General features: G+C 56.6%; 20 protein-coding genes. 18 read left to right on the top strand and 2 right to left on the bottom strand.

Going from position 1 to position 18,186, the window contains the following annotated elements:
* Window positions 1-340 precede the first annotated feature (340 nt).
* A complete protein-coding gene (locus FHS21_RS27285) occupies window positions 341-1,024 on the top strand; it encodes a response regulator (RefSeq protein WP_183665069.1) in 684 nt (227 codons plus the stop codon).
* 687 nt (window positions 1,025-1,711) lie between these two features.
* On the opposite strand, the gene FHS21_RS27280 is transcribed toward FHS21_RS27285, so the two are convergent.
* Window positions 1,712-1,960, bottom strand: coding sequence for a hypothetical protein (locus FHS21_RS27280; protein WP_183665067.1), 249 nt, complete (start codon window positions 1,958-1,960; stop codon window positions 1,712-1,714).
* A 496-nt stretch (window positions 1,961-2,456) separates the two neighbouring features.
* Between FHS21_RS27280 and FHS21_RS31705 the strand changes: the two genes are divergently transcribed.
* The 10 genes from FHS21_RS31705 (at window position 2,457) to FHS21_RS27235 (ending at window position 10,314) form a co-directional block, all read left to right on the top strand.
* Window positions 2,457-2,939 (top strand): IS110 family transposase, encoded by a 483-nt coding sequence (locus FHS21_RS31705; RefSeq protein WP_210283649.1) that lies wholly within the window; start codon window positions 2,457-2,459, stop codon window positions 2,937-2,939.
* Window positions 2,940-2,994: 55 nt separating this feature from the next.
* Window positions 2,995-3,378 (top strand): transposase, encoded by a 384-nt coding sequence (locus FHS21_RS30485; RefSeq protein ID WP_210283648.1) that lies wholly within the window; start codon window positions 2,995-2,997, stop codon window positions 3,376-3,378.
* Between the two features lie 585 nt (window positions 3,379-3,963).
* Window positions 3,964-4,989 (top strand): LacI family DNA-binding transcriptional regulator, encoded by a 1,026-nt coding sequence (locus tag FHS21_RS27270; RefSeq protein ID WP_183665065.1) that lies wholly within the window; start codon window positions 3,964-3,966, stop codon window positions 4,987-4,989.
* Between the two features lie 120 nt (window positions 4,990-5,109).
* Window positions 5,110-5,778 (top strand): amino acid ABC transporter permease, encoded by a 669-nt coding sequence (locus tag FHS21_RS27265; RefSeq protein ID WP_183665064.1) that lies wholly within the window; start codon window positions 5,110-5,112, stop codon window positions 5,776-5,778.
* A gap of 16 nt (window positions 5,779-5,794) precedes the next feature.
* Entirely contained in the window at window positions 5,795-6,451 is a 657-nt protein-coding gene (locus FHS21_RS27260) for an amino acid ABC transporter permease (RefSeq protein ID WP_183665084.1), read from the top strand.
* A gap of 52 nt (window positions 6,452-6,503) precedes the next feature.
* Complete coding sequence (locus FHS21_RS27255; protein ID WP_183665061.1) at window positions 6,504-7,307, top strand: transporter substrate-binding domain-containing protein; 804 nt, start codon at window positions 6,504-6,506, stop codon at window positions 7,305-7,307.
* A gap of 30 nt (window positions 7,308-7,337) precedes the next feature.
* A complete protein-coding gene (locus tag FHS21_RS27250) occupies window positions 7,338-8,117 on the top strand; it encodes an amino acid ABC transporter ATP-binding protein (RefSeq protein WP_183665058.1) in 780 nt (259 codons plus the stop codon).
* Between the two features lie 78 nt (window positions 8,118-8,195).
* On the top strand, window positions 8,196-9,104 hold the full coding sequence (locus tag FHS21_RS27245; RefSeq protein WP_183665082.1) for a 2-hydroxyacid dehydrogenase: 909 nt from the start codon (window positions 8,196-8,198) through the stop codon (window positions 9,102-9,104).
* 14 nt (window positions 9,105-9,118) lie between these two features.
* Entirely contained in the window at window positions 9,119-9,442 is a 324-nt protein-coding gene (locus tag FHS21_RS27240; RefSeq protein WP_183665056.1) for a hypothetical protein, read from the top strand.
* Between the two features lie 500 nt (window positions 9,443-9,942).
* Window positions 9,943-10,314: a nuclear transport factor 2-like protein gene (locus FHS21_RS27235; protein ID WP_376772221.1), complete on the top strand. Its 372-nt coding sequence runs from the start codon at window positions 9,943-9,945 to the stop codon at window positions 10,312-10,314.
* 175 nt (window positions 10,315-10,489) lie between these two features.
* Here FHS21_RS27235 and FHS21_RS27230 read toward each other — a convergent pair whose 3' ends face one another.
* Complete coding sequence (locus FHS21_RS27230) at window positions 10,490-11,173, bottom strand: GntR family transcriptional regulator (RefSeq protein WP_183665054.1); 684 nt, start codon at window positions 11,171-11,173, stop codon at window positions 10,490-10,492.
* Between the two features lie 181 nt (window positions 11,174-11,354).
* Here FHS21_RS27230 and FHS21_RS27225 point away from each other — a divergent pair, with 181 nt between their 5' ends.
* The 7 genes from FHS21_RS27225 to FHS21_RS27195 all read left to right on the top strand — a co-directional run bounded on the left by FHS21_RS27225 (window position 11,355) and on the right by FHS21_RS27195 (window position 17,860).
* On the top strand, window positions 11,355-12,416 hold the full coding sequence (locus FHS21_RS27225) for a 4-hydroxythreonine-4-phosphate dehydrogenase PdxA (RefSeq protein ID WP_183665052.1): 1,062 nt from the start codon (window positions 11,355-11,357) through the stop codon (window positions 12,414-12,416).
* 68 nt (window positions 12,417-12,484) lie between these two features.
* The gene (locus FHS21_RS27220) at window positions 12,485-13,468 is read left to right on the top strand and encodes a Bug family tripartite tricarboxylate transporter substrate binding protein (RefSeq protein WP_183665050.1); all 984 of its coding nucleotides are present in this window, start codon (window positions 12,485-12,487) and stop codon (window positions 13,466-13,468) included.
* Window positions 13,469-13,526: 58 nt separating this feature from the next.
* Window positions 13,527-14,027 carry a tripartite tricarboxylate transporter TctB family protein gene (locus FHS21_RS27215; protein WP_183665048.1) on the top strand — a complete coding sequence of 167 codons (501 nt, stop codon included), beginning with the start codon at window positions 13,527-13,529 and terminating at the stop codon, window positions 14,025-14,027.
* Window positions 14,028-14,060: 33 nt separating this feature from the next.
* Window positions 14,061-15,584: a tripartite tricarboxylate transporter permease gene (locus FHS21_RS27210; protein ID WP_183665046.1), complete on the top strand. Its 1,524-nt coding sequence runs from the start codon at window positions 14,061-14,063 to the stop codon at window positions 15,582-15,584.
* A gap of 26 nt (window positions 15,585-15,610) precedes the next feature.
* On the top strand, window positions 15,611-17,005 hold the full coding sequence (locus tag FHS21_RS27205; RefSeq protein WP_183665044.1) for an NAD(P)H-dependent oxidoreductase: 1,395 nt from the start codon (window positions 15,611-15,613) through the stop codon (window positions 17,003-17,005).
* Between the two features lie 130 nt (window positions 17,006-17,135).
* Window positions 17,136-17,498 carry a toxin-antitoxin system TumE family protein gene (locus tag FHS21_RS27200; RefSeq protein WP_183665042.1) on the top strand — a complete coding sequence of 121 codons (363 nt, stop codon included), beginning with the start codon at window positions 17,136-17,138 and terminating at the stop codon, window positions 17,496-17,498.
* The gene (locus tag FHS21_RS27195; protein ID WP_183665040.1) at window positions 17,495-17,860 is read left to right on the top strand and encodes an HVO_A0114 family putative DNA-binding protein; all 366 of its coding nucleotides are present in this window, start codon (window positions 17,495-17,497) and stop codon (window positions 17,858-17,860) included. The genes FHS21_RS27200 and FHS21_RS27195 overlap by 4 nt, the downstream gene beginning before the upstream one ends.
* Window positions 17,861-18,186: the final 326 nt, after the last annotated feature.

Below are 18,186 nucleotides of genomic sequence, written 5' to 3'. Positions count from 1 at the left end.
ATTGTACCATCGGACGAGCTCGAAAAGCTCGGCGACAGCAAGCTTTTACCAGGTATGCCCGTGGAAGTCTTTGTTTCGACGGAAGAGCGTACAGCGATGTCCTTCCTGTCCAAGCCGCTCGCCGATCAGTTCAGCCGAGCCTTCCGTGAGCAGTAGGTGGCAGTGTTTCTGAAACATCAGACCGCGGATGGGTTGGTAACGCTGCAGGGACCAGTTCCGCATAAATGGACTAAAGTCCTCACATATCCACGACCAATGGCACTTTTTCGATCAAGCAGAAATGTTAGCTTGGTGGTTACCGTTACTGCCGCTACCATGCGGCAAACATTGGGGGCCCGTGGTGACTGGTCAGATAAAAGTTATGGTTGTTGACGCCCAGTCCTTGTTCAGGCTTGGTGTTATTCACACGCTGGAATCGGACGAGAAAATTAAAGTTGTGGGGCAAGCTTCGTCCGGGAATGAGGCACTGCAGCGCACGGAGCTCATACGCCCGGACGTCGTGCTTCTGGATACTTCAATTTCTTGGGACGGAATAGAAATTGCAAAAGCTATCAAAAAAATATCGGACCAGGCGAAACTGGTCATCCTGACGATGTCGGAAACCGGAACTGATGTTGTGCGTGCCGTCGAGGCAGGAGCAGTCGGCTATATCCTCAAAGATATTGACGATGATCAGCTGGTGCCGATAATCAAGAGCGTGGCTGCCGGAGGTTCCTTTTTCGCCCCCGGGCTGACGCTGCGGGCTATTTCCTATCTAAAGCAACCATCGACCGCGGAAGCACTAGCCTCTCTGACCGAACAGGAGGAGCGCACGTTAAGATTGGTATCCAGCGGTCTCAGCAACCGGGAAGTAGCCACAACACTAGGAATTTTGGAGAAAACGGTAAAATACCACATGACCCACACGATGGCGAAACTGGGAGTACGAAACCGTGTCGAGGCAACAATTATGGCGCGCCAGCGTTGGGCGGACGGTGCACAGTCCCAAAGCCCTGTGCACAACGATATTGCAGAACGAGGGTGATCTCCAATGGTTGTGCCGACCCGCTATAACCGACTGCCTTAACTACGCCGAATCGGCGCTAAAACTTACTTGACTCTGACCAACGTCCGTACTCTCGGGCCCTTGCGCGTACGTTGCACTTTGTGGGCCGGCAGGCGTATCGCAGACGGTGTATAAGCCATACCTTGAATTGATTCACAAAAGCAGCAAAGAGCGTCGCCATGTGTTCCCTAAGCCCGCCTGCTCCAAAGCCCCGGATCACCAAAAAACTTCCAGCCCTTGATCGTCCTGCGCGCGCCGCGAAGGCGTGCTCAATAAGCCAGCACTCCAGTCCAGTGAAGACTAGACTTGTGGCTGCATGGAGCGTTCGCGTTATTCCGTGATGTTTTTCGTTGGGATTTCATCTCCCTTTATGATTTTGCGTCGTCTGTTCGAGCGAATGGCTAGCCATTGACGAACCGCGATAACGACTCCCAACACCATCGGTGCGGCAAGGACAACAAGAACCCATACATACTCCACCATGGTAGTATCGCAGTTCAGAAACGTTTCCTTCTTCTGAAGAAACGAACGCCGGCCTCTTATGTTCCAACCTCTGAATTGGGCTCCGCAATGTTTCTATAGCCTAGGGATACAAGCTGGTTGGAGCCCAACCTGAACGTTCATCTCCGAAGAGAATTTGTTCTGCCCGCCCGAACACACCGTATGTCAGAAACCTCGCTTTATTTCGAACAGCGCTTTCGCAATTGCAATATCAGCCGCTGAACCAGCATTCTCGGCTGTTGCCTCGACCAATTGTTCGCCGAGTTTTGATAGTGCAAGTGCAACCTCATATCTATCCCAACCAGCCTCCATTGCTTCTTCGGCGAGCGCCTCAAACCCGGCTTTCAAAGCTGCTTCGCATGCATGGGTGCGATTTGAGTGATCGCCCGATTTTTTTGGCAAAGGAACACGCATAACTTAATCATAAGCCGTGATAGCCATCAAACAATGCGACAATTCTGGGTAGATCTACCGCTTTGGATGTAGAAGTCTCACCCAGACAATCGCTGATGTACCGGTTGAAAACAGCAAGGCTTGCCGCCCACGCGCATCACCACCGAAGCTGCGATGCTATGGTGCGGCAAAACGGAAACTGAGTTTGAGTCGGTGATATCAATAGCTTGCGGCTTTCAAAAGATGTGACCGAAAACTCTAAAACCATCGGTCAGGCTCACCACCTTTTCTTCTGAGATGGCTTCTTGCCAGGCAGGGGGTTCCCAAGCCAAATGTTCGCTATCCGCGTCTTTTCATTCCATACCGGACCAGCCGCTCTCACCCCAAAGCAGTTAATCCCCGAGCCAAGCCGATGACCGTTTACGGCCCAGAGCATGTGTAATCGGGCGGTCCCACCAGAGGCGAGCTTCCACTACTATCCCGGCTTAACCGAGGTGAAGGGAGATGACGATGTTTTATGCTGCTTTGGACGTGTCGTCTACGCTCAGTGGCGATCTGCATTATTGACCAAGGATGGGAAGGTTCGGCTCGAGCGATCTGTTTTATCCGACGTGCCGGACCTGGTTCGCTGCGCGAGTTTGGCGAACGGATCCACCAGATAGGGCTGGAAGCTGGCACGCTCACTCAACATCTGACCTACGGAATGAAAAAAGCGGGGTTCGACGTCGTGTGCATGGAGGCCCTTCAGGTCAATGCCGCTCTTTCGGCCATGCGCAACAAGACCGACAAACATGATGCTCGCGGCATCGCTCAAATCCTGCGATCGGGTTGGTATAGTCGAGTGCACGTAAAGAGTGTCGAAAGCCATTACATCCGTGCAATGCTTACCAGCCGCAAGGTCATGCAGCGCAAATGCATCGATCGAAAGCGGTCCTGCACTAAGCCATGCGCTCCTACCGATGTTGCAGGCCAGGCAGATTCTCCTGGAAACCTTTCTTGAACTCGATCGACGTGTCCGAAGAGCGGTGCACCAAGACTCCGTCACTACGCGGTTCATGAGTGTTCCAGGTGTCGGATACGTGACGGCCTTGAGCTTCAAGGCCGCAGTTGACGATCCCACCCGCTTCAAAAGCTCGGGCACTGTTGGAGCCCACTTCGGGCTGACGCCGCGACGCTTCCAGTCCGGCGAGAAAGACAATCCCGGCCGGATCTCCCATGCCGGCGACGCCGACGTGCGGGCGACGCTCTATGCAGCCGCCAACGCGATGCTGATGCGGTCGATTGCCTGGAGCAGCCTGAAGGCCTGGGGCGTGCGGCTGATGAAGACCAAGAGACGGCGGCGAGCCATCGTCGCTGTGGCCAGCAAGATTGCCGTCGTGCTTCATTGGATGTGGATCGACGGTACAGAGTTCCCGTTCGGATCGGAGGCATCTGCCTGATTTGACAGAGCCTTCGAACTCGATCCTGGCCGGATCGTCCCACGCGGACGACGGGATGGATGAAGCCGTTAATGTCTGCTGCGCTTCGAGCGCGTCGCAAAGCGAGGCTCACCAGACGACCCTGATCCCATGCATGCATGCAGCGGCTCCGAACGCAAGGGAGCCAACAGACTGCGAAGAGAAGCGTGACCCGCGAGAACGACCAGGCTGCGGGAAACTTAAAAAAGAGCTTGCGCCAAATTAGAGAAGCCGACATCGGAAAACGCTGACTGGTCGCGGCGCTTTCCTTGCTATGATGATCCAGTTCGCGACCTAGCCGTACCTGGCCGGCTCGGAAGCGAGTTCAGTTGTCGGTCGGCAGATCGAACAGTGCCGAGGGGTTGCGCGCGATTTTCCGTTGCTATTGCGTACTCCCACAGCGAAGCCGCGACATCCAGCGTTTTGTACGGCTGGTCGCTGAAGGTATGTTCCGGCGTGCAAATTTTGCACGCCGGAACATAAATGGATTGACCAAAATTAAAAAAAGGGGTCGACGATGGCGACAGAAGCTAGACTGATAGATTCCATCACCTGTAGGTAACGTTCATGCTGTCCGCCGATCGAAAGAAAAACCGTGTAACGTTGCTCGATGTGGCGCGGCGGGCGAATGTTTCGCGCGCGACCGCGTCTCTCGTCATTCGCAAGAGTCCCCTGGTAGGAGCGGAAACGCGTCAACGAGTCGAGGAGGCAATCCAAGCCCTCGGCTATGTCTACAATATGGGTGCCGCGCGCATGAGGGCGGAACGTAGTCGTACAGTGGGCGTCGTCGTCCCCAACCTCACAAATCCCTTCTTCGGCGAGCTGCTGTCCGGCATCGAAGCTTTGATCGATTCTGCCGGCATGGTGGTGATCGTCGCGAACAGCGGTGATCTCGTCGAGCGGCAGGATTTGGTGATGCGACGGATGCGCGAGCATGGAGTGGACGGCGTCATTCTCTGCCCAGCCGCGGATACAGAGCCGGCTTTTCTCGACAGGATCGCCGAATGGGAGCTGCCGCTGGTCCAGACGCTTCGCCATATCTCGGAAGAGATCGATTATGCCGGTGCGGATTACGCCGCCGGCATGCGTCAAGCCGTCGACTATCTTGCCTCCCTCGACCATGAGACGATCGCCTTCGCGGTCCACGGTCCGATGCATTCGGCCTATCATGAACGGATCGAAGGGTTTCGCGACGCCATGCGCTCGCTGGGTCTCAACGCCAATATGATCCTTCGCGTCCCGGACCAACTCGCGCAGATCGCCGACGCGACGCATCTTCTCTTCGAACAAACGGAGCAGCCGACGGCTGTCATCTGCTTCAACGATGTGATTGCGCTTGGTCTGTCAGGCGGCCTCTACGACCGCGGCCTCCAGGTCGGCCGCAATTTTTCGCTGATCGGTTTTGACGACGTAACCGATGCGGAAGCCCTGCGCCCGCGACTCACTTCCGTTTCCACCGCACCGGTAGCGATCGGCGAGACTGCTGCGCAGTTGCTCCTGGACCGACTGGCTGATCCGGCACGGCCGCCTCGCCGAGTGGTACAGGAGACGCAGCTGCGTGTGCGGCAGTCCTGCGGGCCAGCGACGGTTTGACGCTTTAAGAAATTGTTAATTTTGCGATTGACGGTAGCCCGAAAAGCTTTTAGATCGATCTAAATCGACGGGCGGCGAAGAGGAGCGTGGCCTACTTGCGGTAATTGGGGAGGTCCCAAGTTGTATCATTTCAATTTCGAACCCGTCTTTGCTGGTTTCGACCAGCTTCTGATCGGCGCGTGGCTGACGATCCAGCTGTCCGTCGCAGCGATGATGATCGGCCTGATCGTCTCGATTATCTGCGCAGCCGGCAAGACGTCCGGCATCGCGCCGCTGCGTTGGCTGATCGACGTCTATATCGAGGTTATACGCAACACGCCCTTCTTGGTGCAAATCTTCTTCATCTTCTTTGGTCTGCCGTCTCTTGGGCTTCGGCTGACGCCGAACAGCGCGGCTCTTGTGGCGCTCGTAGTCAATTTCGGGGCCTATGGCACGGAAATCATCCGCGCCGGCATTGAGTCGATCCAGAAGGGGCAGGTGGAGGCGGGGACCGCACTCGGTCTCTCGAAGCTGCAGATCTTCCGCTATATCATCATGAAGCCGGCGCTTCGTACCGTATATCCCTCACTGACCAGCCAGTTCATCTACCTGATGCTGACCTCGAGCGTCGTATCGGCGATCTCCGCCGATGATCTTGCCGCCGCCGGCAACAATCTACAGTCGCAAACCTTCGCGAGCTTCGAGGTGTATATCGTCATCACGATCATGTATCTCGTCATGTCGATTGGTTTCTCGACGATCTTCTCGGTGATCGAGAAGGCCGCCTTCAAATATCCGCTGAGCCGATAGGAGCCTGAACATGCCATTGATCAGACCGTTCGGCTTCAACGAATTCTGGATCATCGTGCTCGCAGCGCAGTGGACCATCGCGCTGTCGGCTATCGCCTTTGCCGGCGGCGGCATTGGCGGCCTGCTGATCGCGCTGCTGCGCGTCTCGGATACGAAATGGCCGCGCCTCATCGCCACCGGGTTCATCCGCGTCTTCCAGGGAACGCCGCTCCTGATGCAGCTCTTTCTGGTGTTCTTCGGTATGAACATTTTCGGCTTCGCCATCAATCCATGGCTTGCCGCCACTGTAGCATTAACCCTGCATGCCAGTGCGTTCCTGGGCGAAATCTGGCGCGGCTGTATCGAGGCGGTTCCGTCCGGCCAACGGGAGGCTGCGACCGCGCTCGGGCTCCGCTACTACAACCGCATGCGCTACATCATCTTGCCGCAGGCCTCGAAGATCGCGGTGGCGCCGACAGTCGGTTTCCTCGTCCAGCTTATCAAGGGTACCTCGCTGGCGGCGATCATCGGCTTCACCGAGCTCACTCGCCAGGGGCAGATCATCAACAACGCTACCTTCAGCCCGTTCCTGGTCTTCTCAACGGTGGCTGCGATCTATTTCGTGCTTTGCTGGCCTCTTTCGGTGCTTGCGCGCCGGATGGAGCTGAGATTTTCCCGCGCAACGGCACGTTGACGGGACCCGGGCCGGAGGGAGGACACCGGCACAAATGAAAGGGTAGGAAAAAATGAACATTTCCAGACGCAAGATGATGGCTGTGATTGGTGCCGGCCTGATGGTTGGCGCAGTGACGTCCGTCGCAACGGCTCAGACCGTTGAAGACATCAAGTCGGCAGGCACGGTCAAGATTGGCATGCTGGTCGATTTCCCGCCATTCGGGATAATGAATACCAACAACCAGCCGGACGGCTATGACGCCGACGTCGCAAAACTGCTCGGCGAGGAGTGGGGCGTGAAGGTGCAGATCGTTCCGGTTACCGGCCCGAACCGCATTCCGTACCTGCAGAGCAATCAGGTCGATCTGCTTGTCGCCTCGCTCGGCATAACCGAAGAGCGCGCCAAAAGCGTCGATTTCTCGACGCCATATGCCGGTATCTCGATCGGCGTATTCGGAGCCACAGACATTGCTGTCGCCAAGCCGGAAGACCTCTCCGGCAAGTCCATCGGCGTCGCTCGCGCCAGCACGCAGGATACGGCTGTCACCAAGATTGCGCCGAAGGATGCCAAGATCCAGCGTTTCGATGACGATTCCAGTGCCGTCCAGGCGTTGCTTTCCGGTCAGGTCGCGCTGATCGGCGTTTCGAATGTCGTCGCAGCCCAGATCGAAAAGGCTGCTCCCGGCCGCTTCAACCAAAAGCTCCAGCTCAGTCAGCAGGTGCAGGGTATTGCCGTTCGAAAGGGTTCGACGGAGCTGCTTGCCGCAGTCAACGCGTTTGTCGACAAGGTGAAAGCCAACGGCGACCTCAGCAAGATACATGAAAAGTGGCTCGGCGCCCCGCTGCCGGATTTCGTGGCCAAAGCCAAGAAGTAAGCAAGCAAGACTGAAAGGGAGTTCCTCGCCATGACTGAAGTGAACGGTAGCGCATCACCGGCAGACGTGCACGGAACTTCCGATCTGGTCGTGCGAATGGAAGGCGTCAACAAGTGGTATGGCGACTTCCACGCGCTGAAGGACATCGAGCTTTCTGTCAACCGGGGGGAAAGGATCGTCATCTGCGGCCCTTCCGGTTCCGGAAAATCGACGCTGATCCGCTGCATCAACCAGCTTGAGACTATCCAGAGAGGCCGGGTTGTCGTCGATGGCCATGATCTGACGGCGGGGGGCAAGAATGTCGACATCGTGCGGCAGGAGACCGGCATGGTCTTTCAGCAGTTCAACTTGTTTCCACATATGACCGTGCTGGAAAACTGCACGCTGGCACCGATGAAGGTGCGTGGCATCTCCAGAGCCGAGGCGGAAAAGACCGCTCGGAAATTCCTGGAGCGCGTGCGTATTCCCGAGCAGGCGGAAAAATATCCCGCGCAGCTTTCGGGCGGTCAGCAGCAGCGCGTAGCGATTGCGCGTGCGCTGTGCATGAACCCGAAGATCATGCTGTTCGACGAGCCCACCTCGGCCCTCGATCCGGAAATGGTCAAGGAGGTGCTGGACACCATGATTGACCTCGCCCGCGAGGGCATGACCATGCTCTGCGTGACGCACGAAATGGGCTTTGCCCGCCAGGTGGCAGACCGGGTGATCTTCATGGATCTTGGGGAAATCATCGAGACGGGTACGCCGAAGGATTTCTTCGGTAATCCCAAAAACGAGCGCTTGAAAAACTTCCTTGGCCAGATTTCCTGATTCCAAATTTCCGGCCGGGCCAATCCTTTGAAATACGGAGTTTCAGACATGAAACCAGATATCCTGCTCGTTGAGCCGATGATGCAATTCGTCGAGGACCAACTCGACACTGTCTATACGGTTCACCGGGTCTACGATGCGGCGCAGAAGCCGTCGATCGAGGTGGCGTTGCCTGCGATCCGCGCGGTCGCCACCGGCGGCGGCACCGGCATCTCCAACGAATGGATCGAAAAGATGCCGTCGCTTGGCGTTATCGCCATCAACGGCGTCGGCACGGACAAGGTAGACTTGACGTTTGCCCGCAACCGTAACATCGACGTCACCACGACGCCCGGCGTGTTGACGGACGACGTCGCCGATCTAGGCATAGCGCTGCTGCTCGCCGTTCTCCGTCATATTCCGAAAGGCGACCGGATGGTGCACGAAGGCCGTTGGGCGAAGGGAGAAGCCTTTCCACTTGGCAACAGCCCCAAAGGCAAGCGCGTCGGCATTCTTGGCCTCGGCCAGATCGGCAAGGCGTTCGGCAAACGCGCCGAAGCTTTCGGCATGGACGTGCGTTACTGGAACCGTTCGTCGATCACCGACGTCAGCTGGAAATCCTGCGTCTCGCCCGTGGAGCTTGCCGGGGACAGCGATATTCTCGCCGTCTGCATCGCCGCCAGCGCCGCAACCCAGAATATCGTCAATGCGGATGTGCTGAAGGCACTCGGTCCCAACGGCGTTCTGGTCAACATCGCGCGCGGCACCGTCGTCGACGAGGATGCGCTGCTCTCCGCCCTAAACGGCGGCACGATCGCGGCGGCCGGCCTTGATGTTTTCGTTGGCGAGCCGCAGATCCGCGAGGAATTCTTCACCGCGCCGAACACCGTGCTGATGCCCCATCAGGGCAGTGCCACGGTTGAAACCCGGGTGGCCATGGGCGAGCTCGTGCTTGCCAATATCGCCGCCCATTTCGCCGGCGAAAAGCCGCCAACCACCGTCAACTGAGCTGGGACGAGACCATGATCATCCGTCAGGCCTTCTTCGAAGGTAGTATTCATGCGGGGCGTGAACAGGCCTTCAAATCCTATGTCGCCGAGAAGCTCCTACCCATGTGGCTCGCTTTTCCTGGTGTCAAGGAAGTGCGCGTTCTCTACGATATCGAACGGGACGAGGGTGCTCCCTGCTATCCTATGGTTTTGTCCACCATGTATGAAAGCCGCGACGCACTAGTGGCGGCTCTGGCGTCTCAGGTGCGTTACGAAAGCCGGGAAATGACAAAGGGCCTGCTCGAAATGTTCACAGGCCATATTTATCACCATGTTTTCGATTTGGCCCACGACTGATCAATCGGGGCGCGATCTTGACTCAAATCCATGTCATTTATGAGACTCATGACGACTGACTTTCCCTTAGGGTCATCACCTGCCACGGGGATGGCCAGCCGGTTTGACGAACCCTCCGGCTTCCCCAATTGGGAGAGCACATAGAACATAAGACTGTTGAACGCCTTGAAGATCGGGCGATCGAGGCGACGCGATGTCCAGATGCTTTCCAGCATACCCTCGTCGATGTCCGGAATTCGAGAGTCCCGCACGTCAGGGTAATAGTTTGATGTATCGATGATCACAACGCGTCAGCAGAGCGATCGAATAGATCTGTGGGCAAGGTTGCCGCGACAGGAAAAGCCAATGCCAGCACGACGACTTCGGCGTTATACGCTGCGCCATATACATCCACGGGTTCCGCTCCGATTGAGTCAGCGAACTGCTAGACCGCTAACGGGCCTCGCGAAATCAACGGGGAGGCGTCGCAGCCTTCTGAAATCAAGCCGCGGTCAGCTGAAGTGACGCGCTATATCGCCTTGTTCAACCACAGAGACTGGGACAGCCTGCGTGCACTACTTGCGGATGACGTAAAACTCAATCAATCGACCCATCCCATTCGTGTTGGCTCCGCTGACGTTGGAATGTTCTTCAGCATCTGCGCAAAGCTCGCCGGCGTGTGGCTTGCACCTGCTTGGCTCGAGGGTCGAGAAGTTATCGCGGTCTTTGAAAATCGGTTGGCTGCGACTCCAAACTATTTCATGTGGCTGGAGTGGCGCGGTGATGAGATCAGGTTCATCCATGACTACAAATATGTGCATTACGTTATGGCAGACGCCGAAACTAATGTTGGCGCCTCAGGCATTGGAGACCGAGGGGGCGGCGTGACCTGAACAAGGTTTTGCTAAGTGCGCACCTGACATCTGGGCGAAAATCCAAAAGTGATCTTGTCGGCATTTTTCAACGGAATATTTATCCCCATCGGGGTCGCTTCTTTTTCAGAACAGCCTAAAGTCCCCGGTACGTGCTCCCGCGCAAAGCAATCATCTGCTTCCTTTCAACCAGAAGTCAGACGACAGACTTCACCCGCTCCCAGCCATTGGCAAGGTGAGTGTCAAGCTCGCGGGCCAAAGTTTCGGCGTCGCGTGCTTCGAGCGCCGCGATGATCGTTTCATGCTCCGCGACTGCCCCTGCCCATCGCTCCGCTCCCTCGTGTCCGATGAAGCGAATGCGCTTGACTCGCGATTGCAGCAATCCGTGCACTTCGGCCAGCGGGGCATTGTTTGCCAGGGCTACAATGCCGGTATGTATCTGTTGGTTGACCTTGTAATATTCGAGCCGTTCAGCCGCCTTATAGTGTTTTACCATTGCATCATGCAATGACCGCAACCGCGCGATGCCTTCGTCGCTCGCCACCTCGCATGCGATACGTCCGGCGAGCATTTCCAATGACCGCAGGACAATGAGCATGTCCTCCACGTCCTTGGCTGAGAAACGTTTGACCACGGCGCCCCGGCTCGGCACAAGCTCGACCAAACCTTCGCTGGCCAGGAATTTCAGCGCTTCGCGCAGCGGCGTGCGCGATACGCCCAGTTCCTCACCGAGCTGGGTTTCGTAAATGCGCTCGCCCGGCTGCAGATCTCCTTCGATGATCATGTCCCGCAAACGCGTGACGATTTCTCCATGGAGCGACTGACGCGAGATAGTGGCAACTGTCCGTCGTCCATTAGCCTCGACCATTTCAGATGCCATGGTGTTTCTCCCCTCGTTCCGCTGCCCAACTGGCGAGTCGGTTCCTCCGGTCATTTTCGCATTGGTAGAACAAAAATGATACCGCCTTCATACGTTATTTTTTATACTGTATACAAAATGCTTGCATACAGGAAAATTTGTTTGTAGTCCTTTAAGCCTCATCTGGAGAGGAGGAGTTTTTATGGCGAACGCCAAACCAGCAGCCACCGCGGAGGCGGAGCGGCCCGTTCTGGCACTTGTCATGGGCGATCCGGCCGGAATCAGTCCCGAACTGACTGCGCAAATGCTTGCCCTGCCTGAACTCCGAAATGCTGCTCATTTCATCGTCATCGGCGATCGTCGCATCCTGGAGGAGGGTGCAGGAACCGCAAACATCGAACTCGATCTCGACTATCGGTCGGCGAGCGACTTTTCGACGGAACTTTCGGAGCGGCCAGTCTTTGTGGATCTTTGCAACCTCGATCCCCAGAATGTGGTGCGAGGCGAGGCAACGCTAGCAGGTGGTACGTTTGCGACCGAAAATTTTCGCTTCGCTCTCCATCTGGCCGACAAGGGCAGCGTTGATGGAATCTGCTTCACACCTTTCAACAAGAAAGCGATGCGTTACGCCTATCCCGGCTACGATGACGAGATTCGATTTGTCTCCGATGTTCTGTCCTTCAACGGCAAGATGCGCGAGTTCAACGTTCTCGAACGTGTCTGGAATGCGCGTGTAACCTCGCATATCCCGCTTTCTGCCGTTTCCGCCCACATCAGCATCGGTGCCATCCTGGCGGAGGTCGAGCTGACAACTGCCTGTCTGCGCCTCGCTGGCATCGACAATCCCAAAATCGCAGTCGCAGGGCTCAATCCGCACGCTGGCGATGGCGGCAGTTTCGGGATGGAGGAAATCGAAGTCATCGAGCCTGCCGTCGCCCGTGCGAAGGCAGCCGGTTATGCCGTGGATGGGCCATTTCCCGCAGACACGGTATTCCTGCGGGCATTGAAGGAAGGCTTCCACGCAGTTTTGACCATGTACCACGACCAGGGCCAGATCGCGATGAAGATGATGGGCTTCGACAAGGGAGTCACGATGATGGGTGGGTTGCCATTCCCGCTCTGTACGCCGGCACACGGCACAGCCTACGACATTGCCGGGCGCGGCATCGCGGACGTCGGCGCATCGCGCGAGGCTGGGCTATTGGCGGCGAAGATGGCCAGGCAGCAAATCGTCTCGAGAGAGGCGGGGCGCAACAGGAGTTAACGAGGACAGGACCGTGCCGTCGGGGTTGGAGCATGCGGCGGGCGGTATAGCAACAGGGAGGATTCAATATGCTGAAACAAATCGCAGGGATGCTGCTCGCAATGACAGCCATCACCCCGGCAGTGGCCTTCGAACCGACAAAACCAGTCGAGTTCGTTGTCACCTCTGGTCCAGGTGGCGGCACGGATAACTTCGCGCGAACGGTACAATCCATCATCGCCAAGCATAAGTTGATGGATGCGCCGGTCGTTGTGACCAACAAGGGCGGCGGTAGTGGCGCCGAGGGTTTCGTCTACGCCGCCGGTTACAAGGGCGATCCTTACAAACTGACATTCGGCACGAACAATGAATATCTGCTGCCAAGTGTTGCGGCTGTTCCCTATAAACCTGAAGACCTGACGCCGGTCGCCGCACTCGCGCTCGATGAATTCCTGGTCTGGGTGAATGGCAAATCCGAAGTCAATGACATCAAGACCTTCGTAACCGCAGCAAAAGCCGAGCCGAAAGCGATCCAGTTCGGCGGCAGCCAGTCCAAGGACACGGACCAGATTCTCGTCTCGACCATAGCCGAGACGACAGGGGCTGAGTTCCGATACATTCCGTTCAAGAGCGGCGGTGAGGCAGCGGTCCAGTTGGCTGGTGGCCACATCGATGCCAATGTAAACAATCCCAATGAGAACCGAGGCCAATGGCAGGCCGGAATGGTGAAGCCGCTATGTGTCTTCCGGCCCGACCGTTTTCCCAAAAGCGAGCCAGTGCATGACGGCAAGGGCTGGAGCGACATACCGACATGCGCCGAGGCTGGGTTGGCAATTGACAGCTACCGCATGCCGCGCACGGTCTGGTTGCCAGCGGGAGTCGACGAGGATGCCGTGAAATTCTATCAGGACGTTCTGAAGAAGGTCTCCGAGACATCGGAATGGGCCGACTATGTGGCCAAGACTTCGCAAACGTCGCAGTTCCTCGCTGGTGGCGATTTTACCACCTATCAAACCAGTGATCGCGAGAACGTGCGCAAGGTTCTCAAGCGCGAAGGCTGGCTGGTCGAGTGATCTGATCGCGAGGCGCCCGCGGTGGGCGCCTCGCGACTGACGGCGGATGGAGGAGAGCATGGCCGAGTTGCAAAAAGGATATGTATCTCGCAAAACGATGGAAATCGTAACAACGCTCCTGACCGGAGGAGTCGGCATTGCCATCTGTATTGAGTCATGGCGAAGCGGCGTCGGCTGGAGTGATACCGGACCCGAGGCGGGTTATTTCCCATTTATTGTCGGTAGCCTGGTAATCCTGGGAAGTGTCGTTACGCTCTTGCGCAGCCTCTTCTTCTACAACCATGAAGGCGAGATTTTCATCGATATCGAACGGGCTAAACCGGTCCTTGGTTTCTTTCTGCCGATCGTTGCCTTCATCGTCATTTCGCTGCTCCTTGGTCTCTACGTCGGCACGGCGCTTTACATCTTCGGCTCCATGAAATGGCAGGGAGGTTACCGGTGGTGGGTGTCAACCTGCGCCGCGCTCGCCGTATCCGCACTCTTCTATCTCGTTTTTGAGGTCGGCTTTCAGGTGCCGCTTCTCAAGGGGCCAATCGAAGGTTGGCTCGGAATTTACTGATCCTGCAATTGCCGGGACACTTGGGAGATGCCGATGGGAAATTTCAGTTACCTGATGGATGGGTTTTCGACCATCATCACCTGGCACCACATTCTTATCATGATCGTCGGCGTCATGCTCGGGATACTCGTCGGTGTGCTGCCAGGTCTCGGTGCGCCGAATGGTGTCTCGCTGCTCCTGCCGCTGACGTTCACGATGGATCCGATCTCGGCCATAATTCTCCTTTCCTGCATGTATTGGGGCGCCCTCTTTGGTGGCTCGACGACCTCGATACTCTTCAATATCCCCGGTGAACCTTCATCTGTAGCGACGACCTTTGACGGCTATCCTATGGCGAAGAACGGGCAGGCAACACGCGCGCTTACGCTTGCGTTCATGTCAGCCGGTATCGGGGCGTTGGCCGGTGTGATCATGATCACCCTGCTTTCCACCTGGGTTGCCGGTTTTGCGTTGCAGTTCTCCTCGCCGGAATTTTTCGCCGTTTATTTTCTGGCATTCGCCAGCTTCATCGGAATGAGCGGAAATGCACCGGCTAAGACACTTGTCACAATGATGCTGGGTTTTGCCTTTGCCACCGTCGGCATGGATACGATTTCCGGCGGATTGCGCCTGACATTCGGCATTCCGGATCTGATCAAGGGGGTCTCCTTCCTCGTGGCAGTCATGGGGCTTTTCGGTATTGGCGAGTTGCTGCTGACCACCGAAGAAGGCTTGCGGTTTGATGGCATCAAGGCGCGGGTCAGGATCGTAGATGTGCTCAAGGCGCTAAAGGAGATGCCCCGTTACAGCTGGTCGATCCTGCGTTCAACGGTGATCGGCATCTGGATGGGGATCACGCCGGCCGGCCCGACAGCGGCCTCGTTCATGAGCTATGGCCTGGCAAGGCGGTTTGCCAAGGACAAGTCCGGATTTGGCAAGGGCGACCCTCGCGGCATCGTCTCGCCGGAAACGGCCGACCACTCGGCAGGTACAGCGGCACTGCTGCCGATGCTTGCCCTTGGCGTGCCTGGCTCGGCAACGGCGGCGGTGATGATGGGAGGGCTGATGATATGGGGGCTGACACCCGGCCCCATGCTCTTTATCGATCGCCCGGATTTCGTGTGGGGTCTCATCGCGTCAATGTATCTTGGTAATGTCGTCGCCGTTGTGCTGGTACTTGCCACGGTTCCCATCTATGCGTCCATTCTGCGGGTGCCCTTCTCGATCGTCGGACCGGTGATCGTGGCAATTATCTTCTCAGGCGCCTATCAGATAGCCAATTCAACCTTCGATATGTGGCTGGTGCTCGGCTTCGGAATACTCGGCTATCTGTTCAAGAAACTGGATTACCCGATCGCCCCTCTCGTTCTCGCCATGGTCCTTGGCGACAAGGCCGAAGATGCTTTCCGTCAATCCATGCTGATGTCGAATGGCTCGCTGTCGATCTTCTGGTCGAACCCGCTGGTCACTGGAATCATGGCGCTGGGACTGCTGATGCTTCTCTGGCCGATACTTGCGAACGCAGTTGGCGTCCGCAATCTCCGGCGCCGTGCCGCGGGACATTCAGCGAAGATTTAAGTGCCGTACCGAAAGGATCCAACACCGTGAACTATCATGATTATTTCGGCGATGCGTCTCGGCCAATCGACGTGTGCATTGTCGGCACCGGCGGGTTTGGCCGAAGTTTCCTGGCCCAGGGCAGGCATGTTCCTCTCCTCGATTTGCGTATCGCTGTCGATGTCGATAGCGCTACGGCCGCCGAGGCCATGAAATCCGCTGGCTTCGAGGCGGTCGCTGAGTGCCGCAGCAAAGAGGAGGCCAAGCGGGCATGGGAGAATGGCCTGTGCATTGCTGCGGGGGACGTTGCACATATCGTCGATTTGCCATTTGATGTGTTGGTAGAAGCGACCGGGCACCCGGAAGCAGGCGCACGTCATGCCGAGCTTGCGATTGGTGCCGGCAAACATGTCGCGCTAGTATCCAAAGAGGTTGACAGCGTCATCGGGCCCGGCCTTGCTCGAATGGCATCTCAAAGGGGAACCGTGGTCACCCCGGTTGACGGCGATCAGCCCAGCCTTCTAATCGGTCTTGTCACATGGGCAGAGGTTCTTGGCTTCGAAATTGTCTGTGCCGGAAAGTCCAGCGAGTATGATTTCGTCTTCGATTCTCTGACGGGAACGCTCACGAGCAATGGCGTCATTGTCGATGCTCCTGGCTTTGCCGATCATCTTGAACTCGGCCAACGTGACGTCACCGAAATTGCCGCTGCACGGTCTCGGTTGGCCGCCGCACTGCCCCAACGTGCGGTTCCCGATCTTTGCGAACTCGCCGTTGTTTCCCATTCGATCAATCTTGTCCCTGACCTTCCAGACCTTCACTGCCCCATAGCCCGGATTTCGGAGGTGCCAACATTTTTTTCCACGCAGACAGTTGGCGGGCTCTTGGAGGGCGAGCGCCGAATGGATGTCTTCCATTGCCTGCGCCTTCCTGGCGAAGTCAGCTTTGCGGGTGGAGTCTTTGTCGTGGTTAGGTGCCGAGATGCAGCGAGTTGGAGCCTTCTTGCGGAAAAAGGCCATGTTCTAAGCCGCAGCGGAGCGACGGCGATGGTCTACCTCCCGCGGCATCTTCTCGGACTTGAGGCGGCCACCAGCGTCCTCGAAGCAGGTCTGAAGCTTCGTTCCAGCGGAACACGGCACCCGCAACCGCGGTTCGATATTGCTGCCATCGCGGAAGCCGATCTCGGCACCGGCAAGATCCTGGCTGCGACGGGCCACCACCACGCTATCGAACAGGTATCGGCGGTCCTCCTTCCCGCAGGACCGCTCGCGGCCGAGCAACCAGCTCCTTTCTACCTGGTGGCGAACCGTAGACTGATCCGCCCGGTTAAGGCGGGCGACCCGATCCGGCTCGCAGATGTGGAACTAGACGCCTCACACCTTCTAAGTTTGCGCCAGCAACAGGATGCGCACTTCTTCGGGCACATACACGATACAAAATAAACTCTGAAAGAGACGAGGGGCCTGCTCCTGTTGTTTTCTGTATGTGCTCCGAAAATCGCATACTGTCTGCTATGGAATGTCATTGGATATTGAACTTGCGGCAGTTATCACTAAATGATAACAGGATGGCATGAGTGCGCGTGACACGAGTCTTGATGCTCTGCTCGATCTGGACGGTCAAACAATGTTTGTTGGCCAGACGTATTGGGTCAAGTTCGCCGTCAAAGCAGTCACGGTCACGCCGCAACGGCCGCACGGGTTGCGCTATTCATTGACGTTACACGGATCAGGTGGGGAGCGGCTGGTAGGCTTTGACAATGCTCACGCGATCTCAGCGGTGAGTGGGCCAAGCCGCAAGTCGACGCAAAAATTCGACCACAAGCACCGTTTTCGAACGGTGAAGCCTTATGAGTACAGTGACGCTGCCACCTTACTTGGAGACTTCTGGAACGAAGTCGATGGCGTTTTGAGAGAGATAGGAGTGATCAAATGAAGAAGACACTTCATGTTGGAATTGCGAGCTATGAGACGATGAAGAGCCGGACCATGGCTATTGCTCGGGGGCAGCTTAAGCCCAGGAGGGACGATCCGAAGGTCTGGTTCACCTCCATCGAAAGCTTTGCCAAGGTTTTGTCGGATCGAAATCGCGCTCTCCTTGAGATCATCGTTAAAGAAAAGCCCGCCTCGATTGCCGAACTGGAAACGATGTCAGGACGAGCAAAATCAAATCTAAGTCGCACGCTACGAACGATGCAACGATATGGGTTGGTTGAGCTAGAGAAAGGCGAGGGGGGCAAACTCATCCCGCATGTCACTTACGATCGTATTGCATTGGAGATGCCTGCCTACGCATAAGGCCCAAAAAGCTGGCAGGGTGATGACATATTGACCGATAACGTTCGCCGACCAGCCGGCATGACAAGAACATCCGAACGCCAGTGCCTATTCAGCGATCGTAGACTTTTAGGACCCAACCTAGATTGAACAAAAACATCTATCATCGGCATTTCAAACGAACGTTTATCAACAAGTGGCGATTTTGAATAAACGCCAGATTCATCCGACGTTTGGGATTGCGTAGGTCTATCAAATTCCGGATGAATTCGAGTCTGATGCAAAGCATCGGCGCAACGTGTGCCGCGCTCACGGCAGTCACGACAGATGGTATTCGGAACTGTTCA

Origin of the sequence: Phyllobacterium trifolii (assembly GCF_014192095.1) — a bacterium.
Taxonomy (GTDB): domain Bacteria; phylum Pseudomonadota; class Alphaproteobacteria; order Rhizobiales; family Rhizobiaceae; genus Phyllobacterium; species Phyllobacterium trifolii.
Note: the sequence above shows the minus strand (reverse complement) of the source record. Positions and strands in the feature narration are given on the sequence as shown.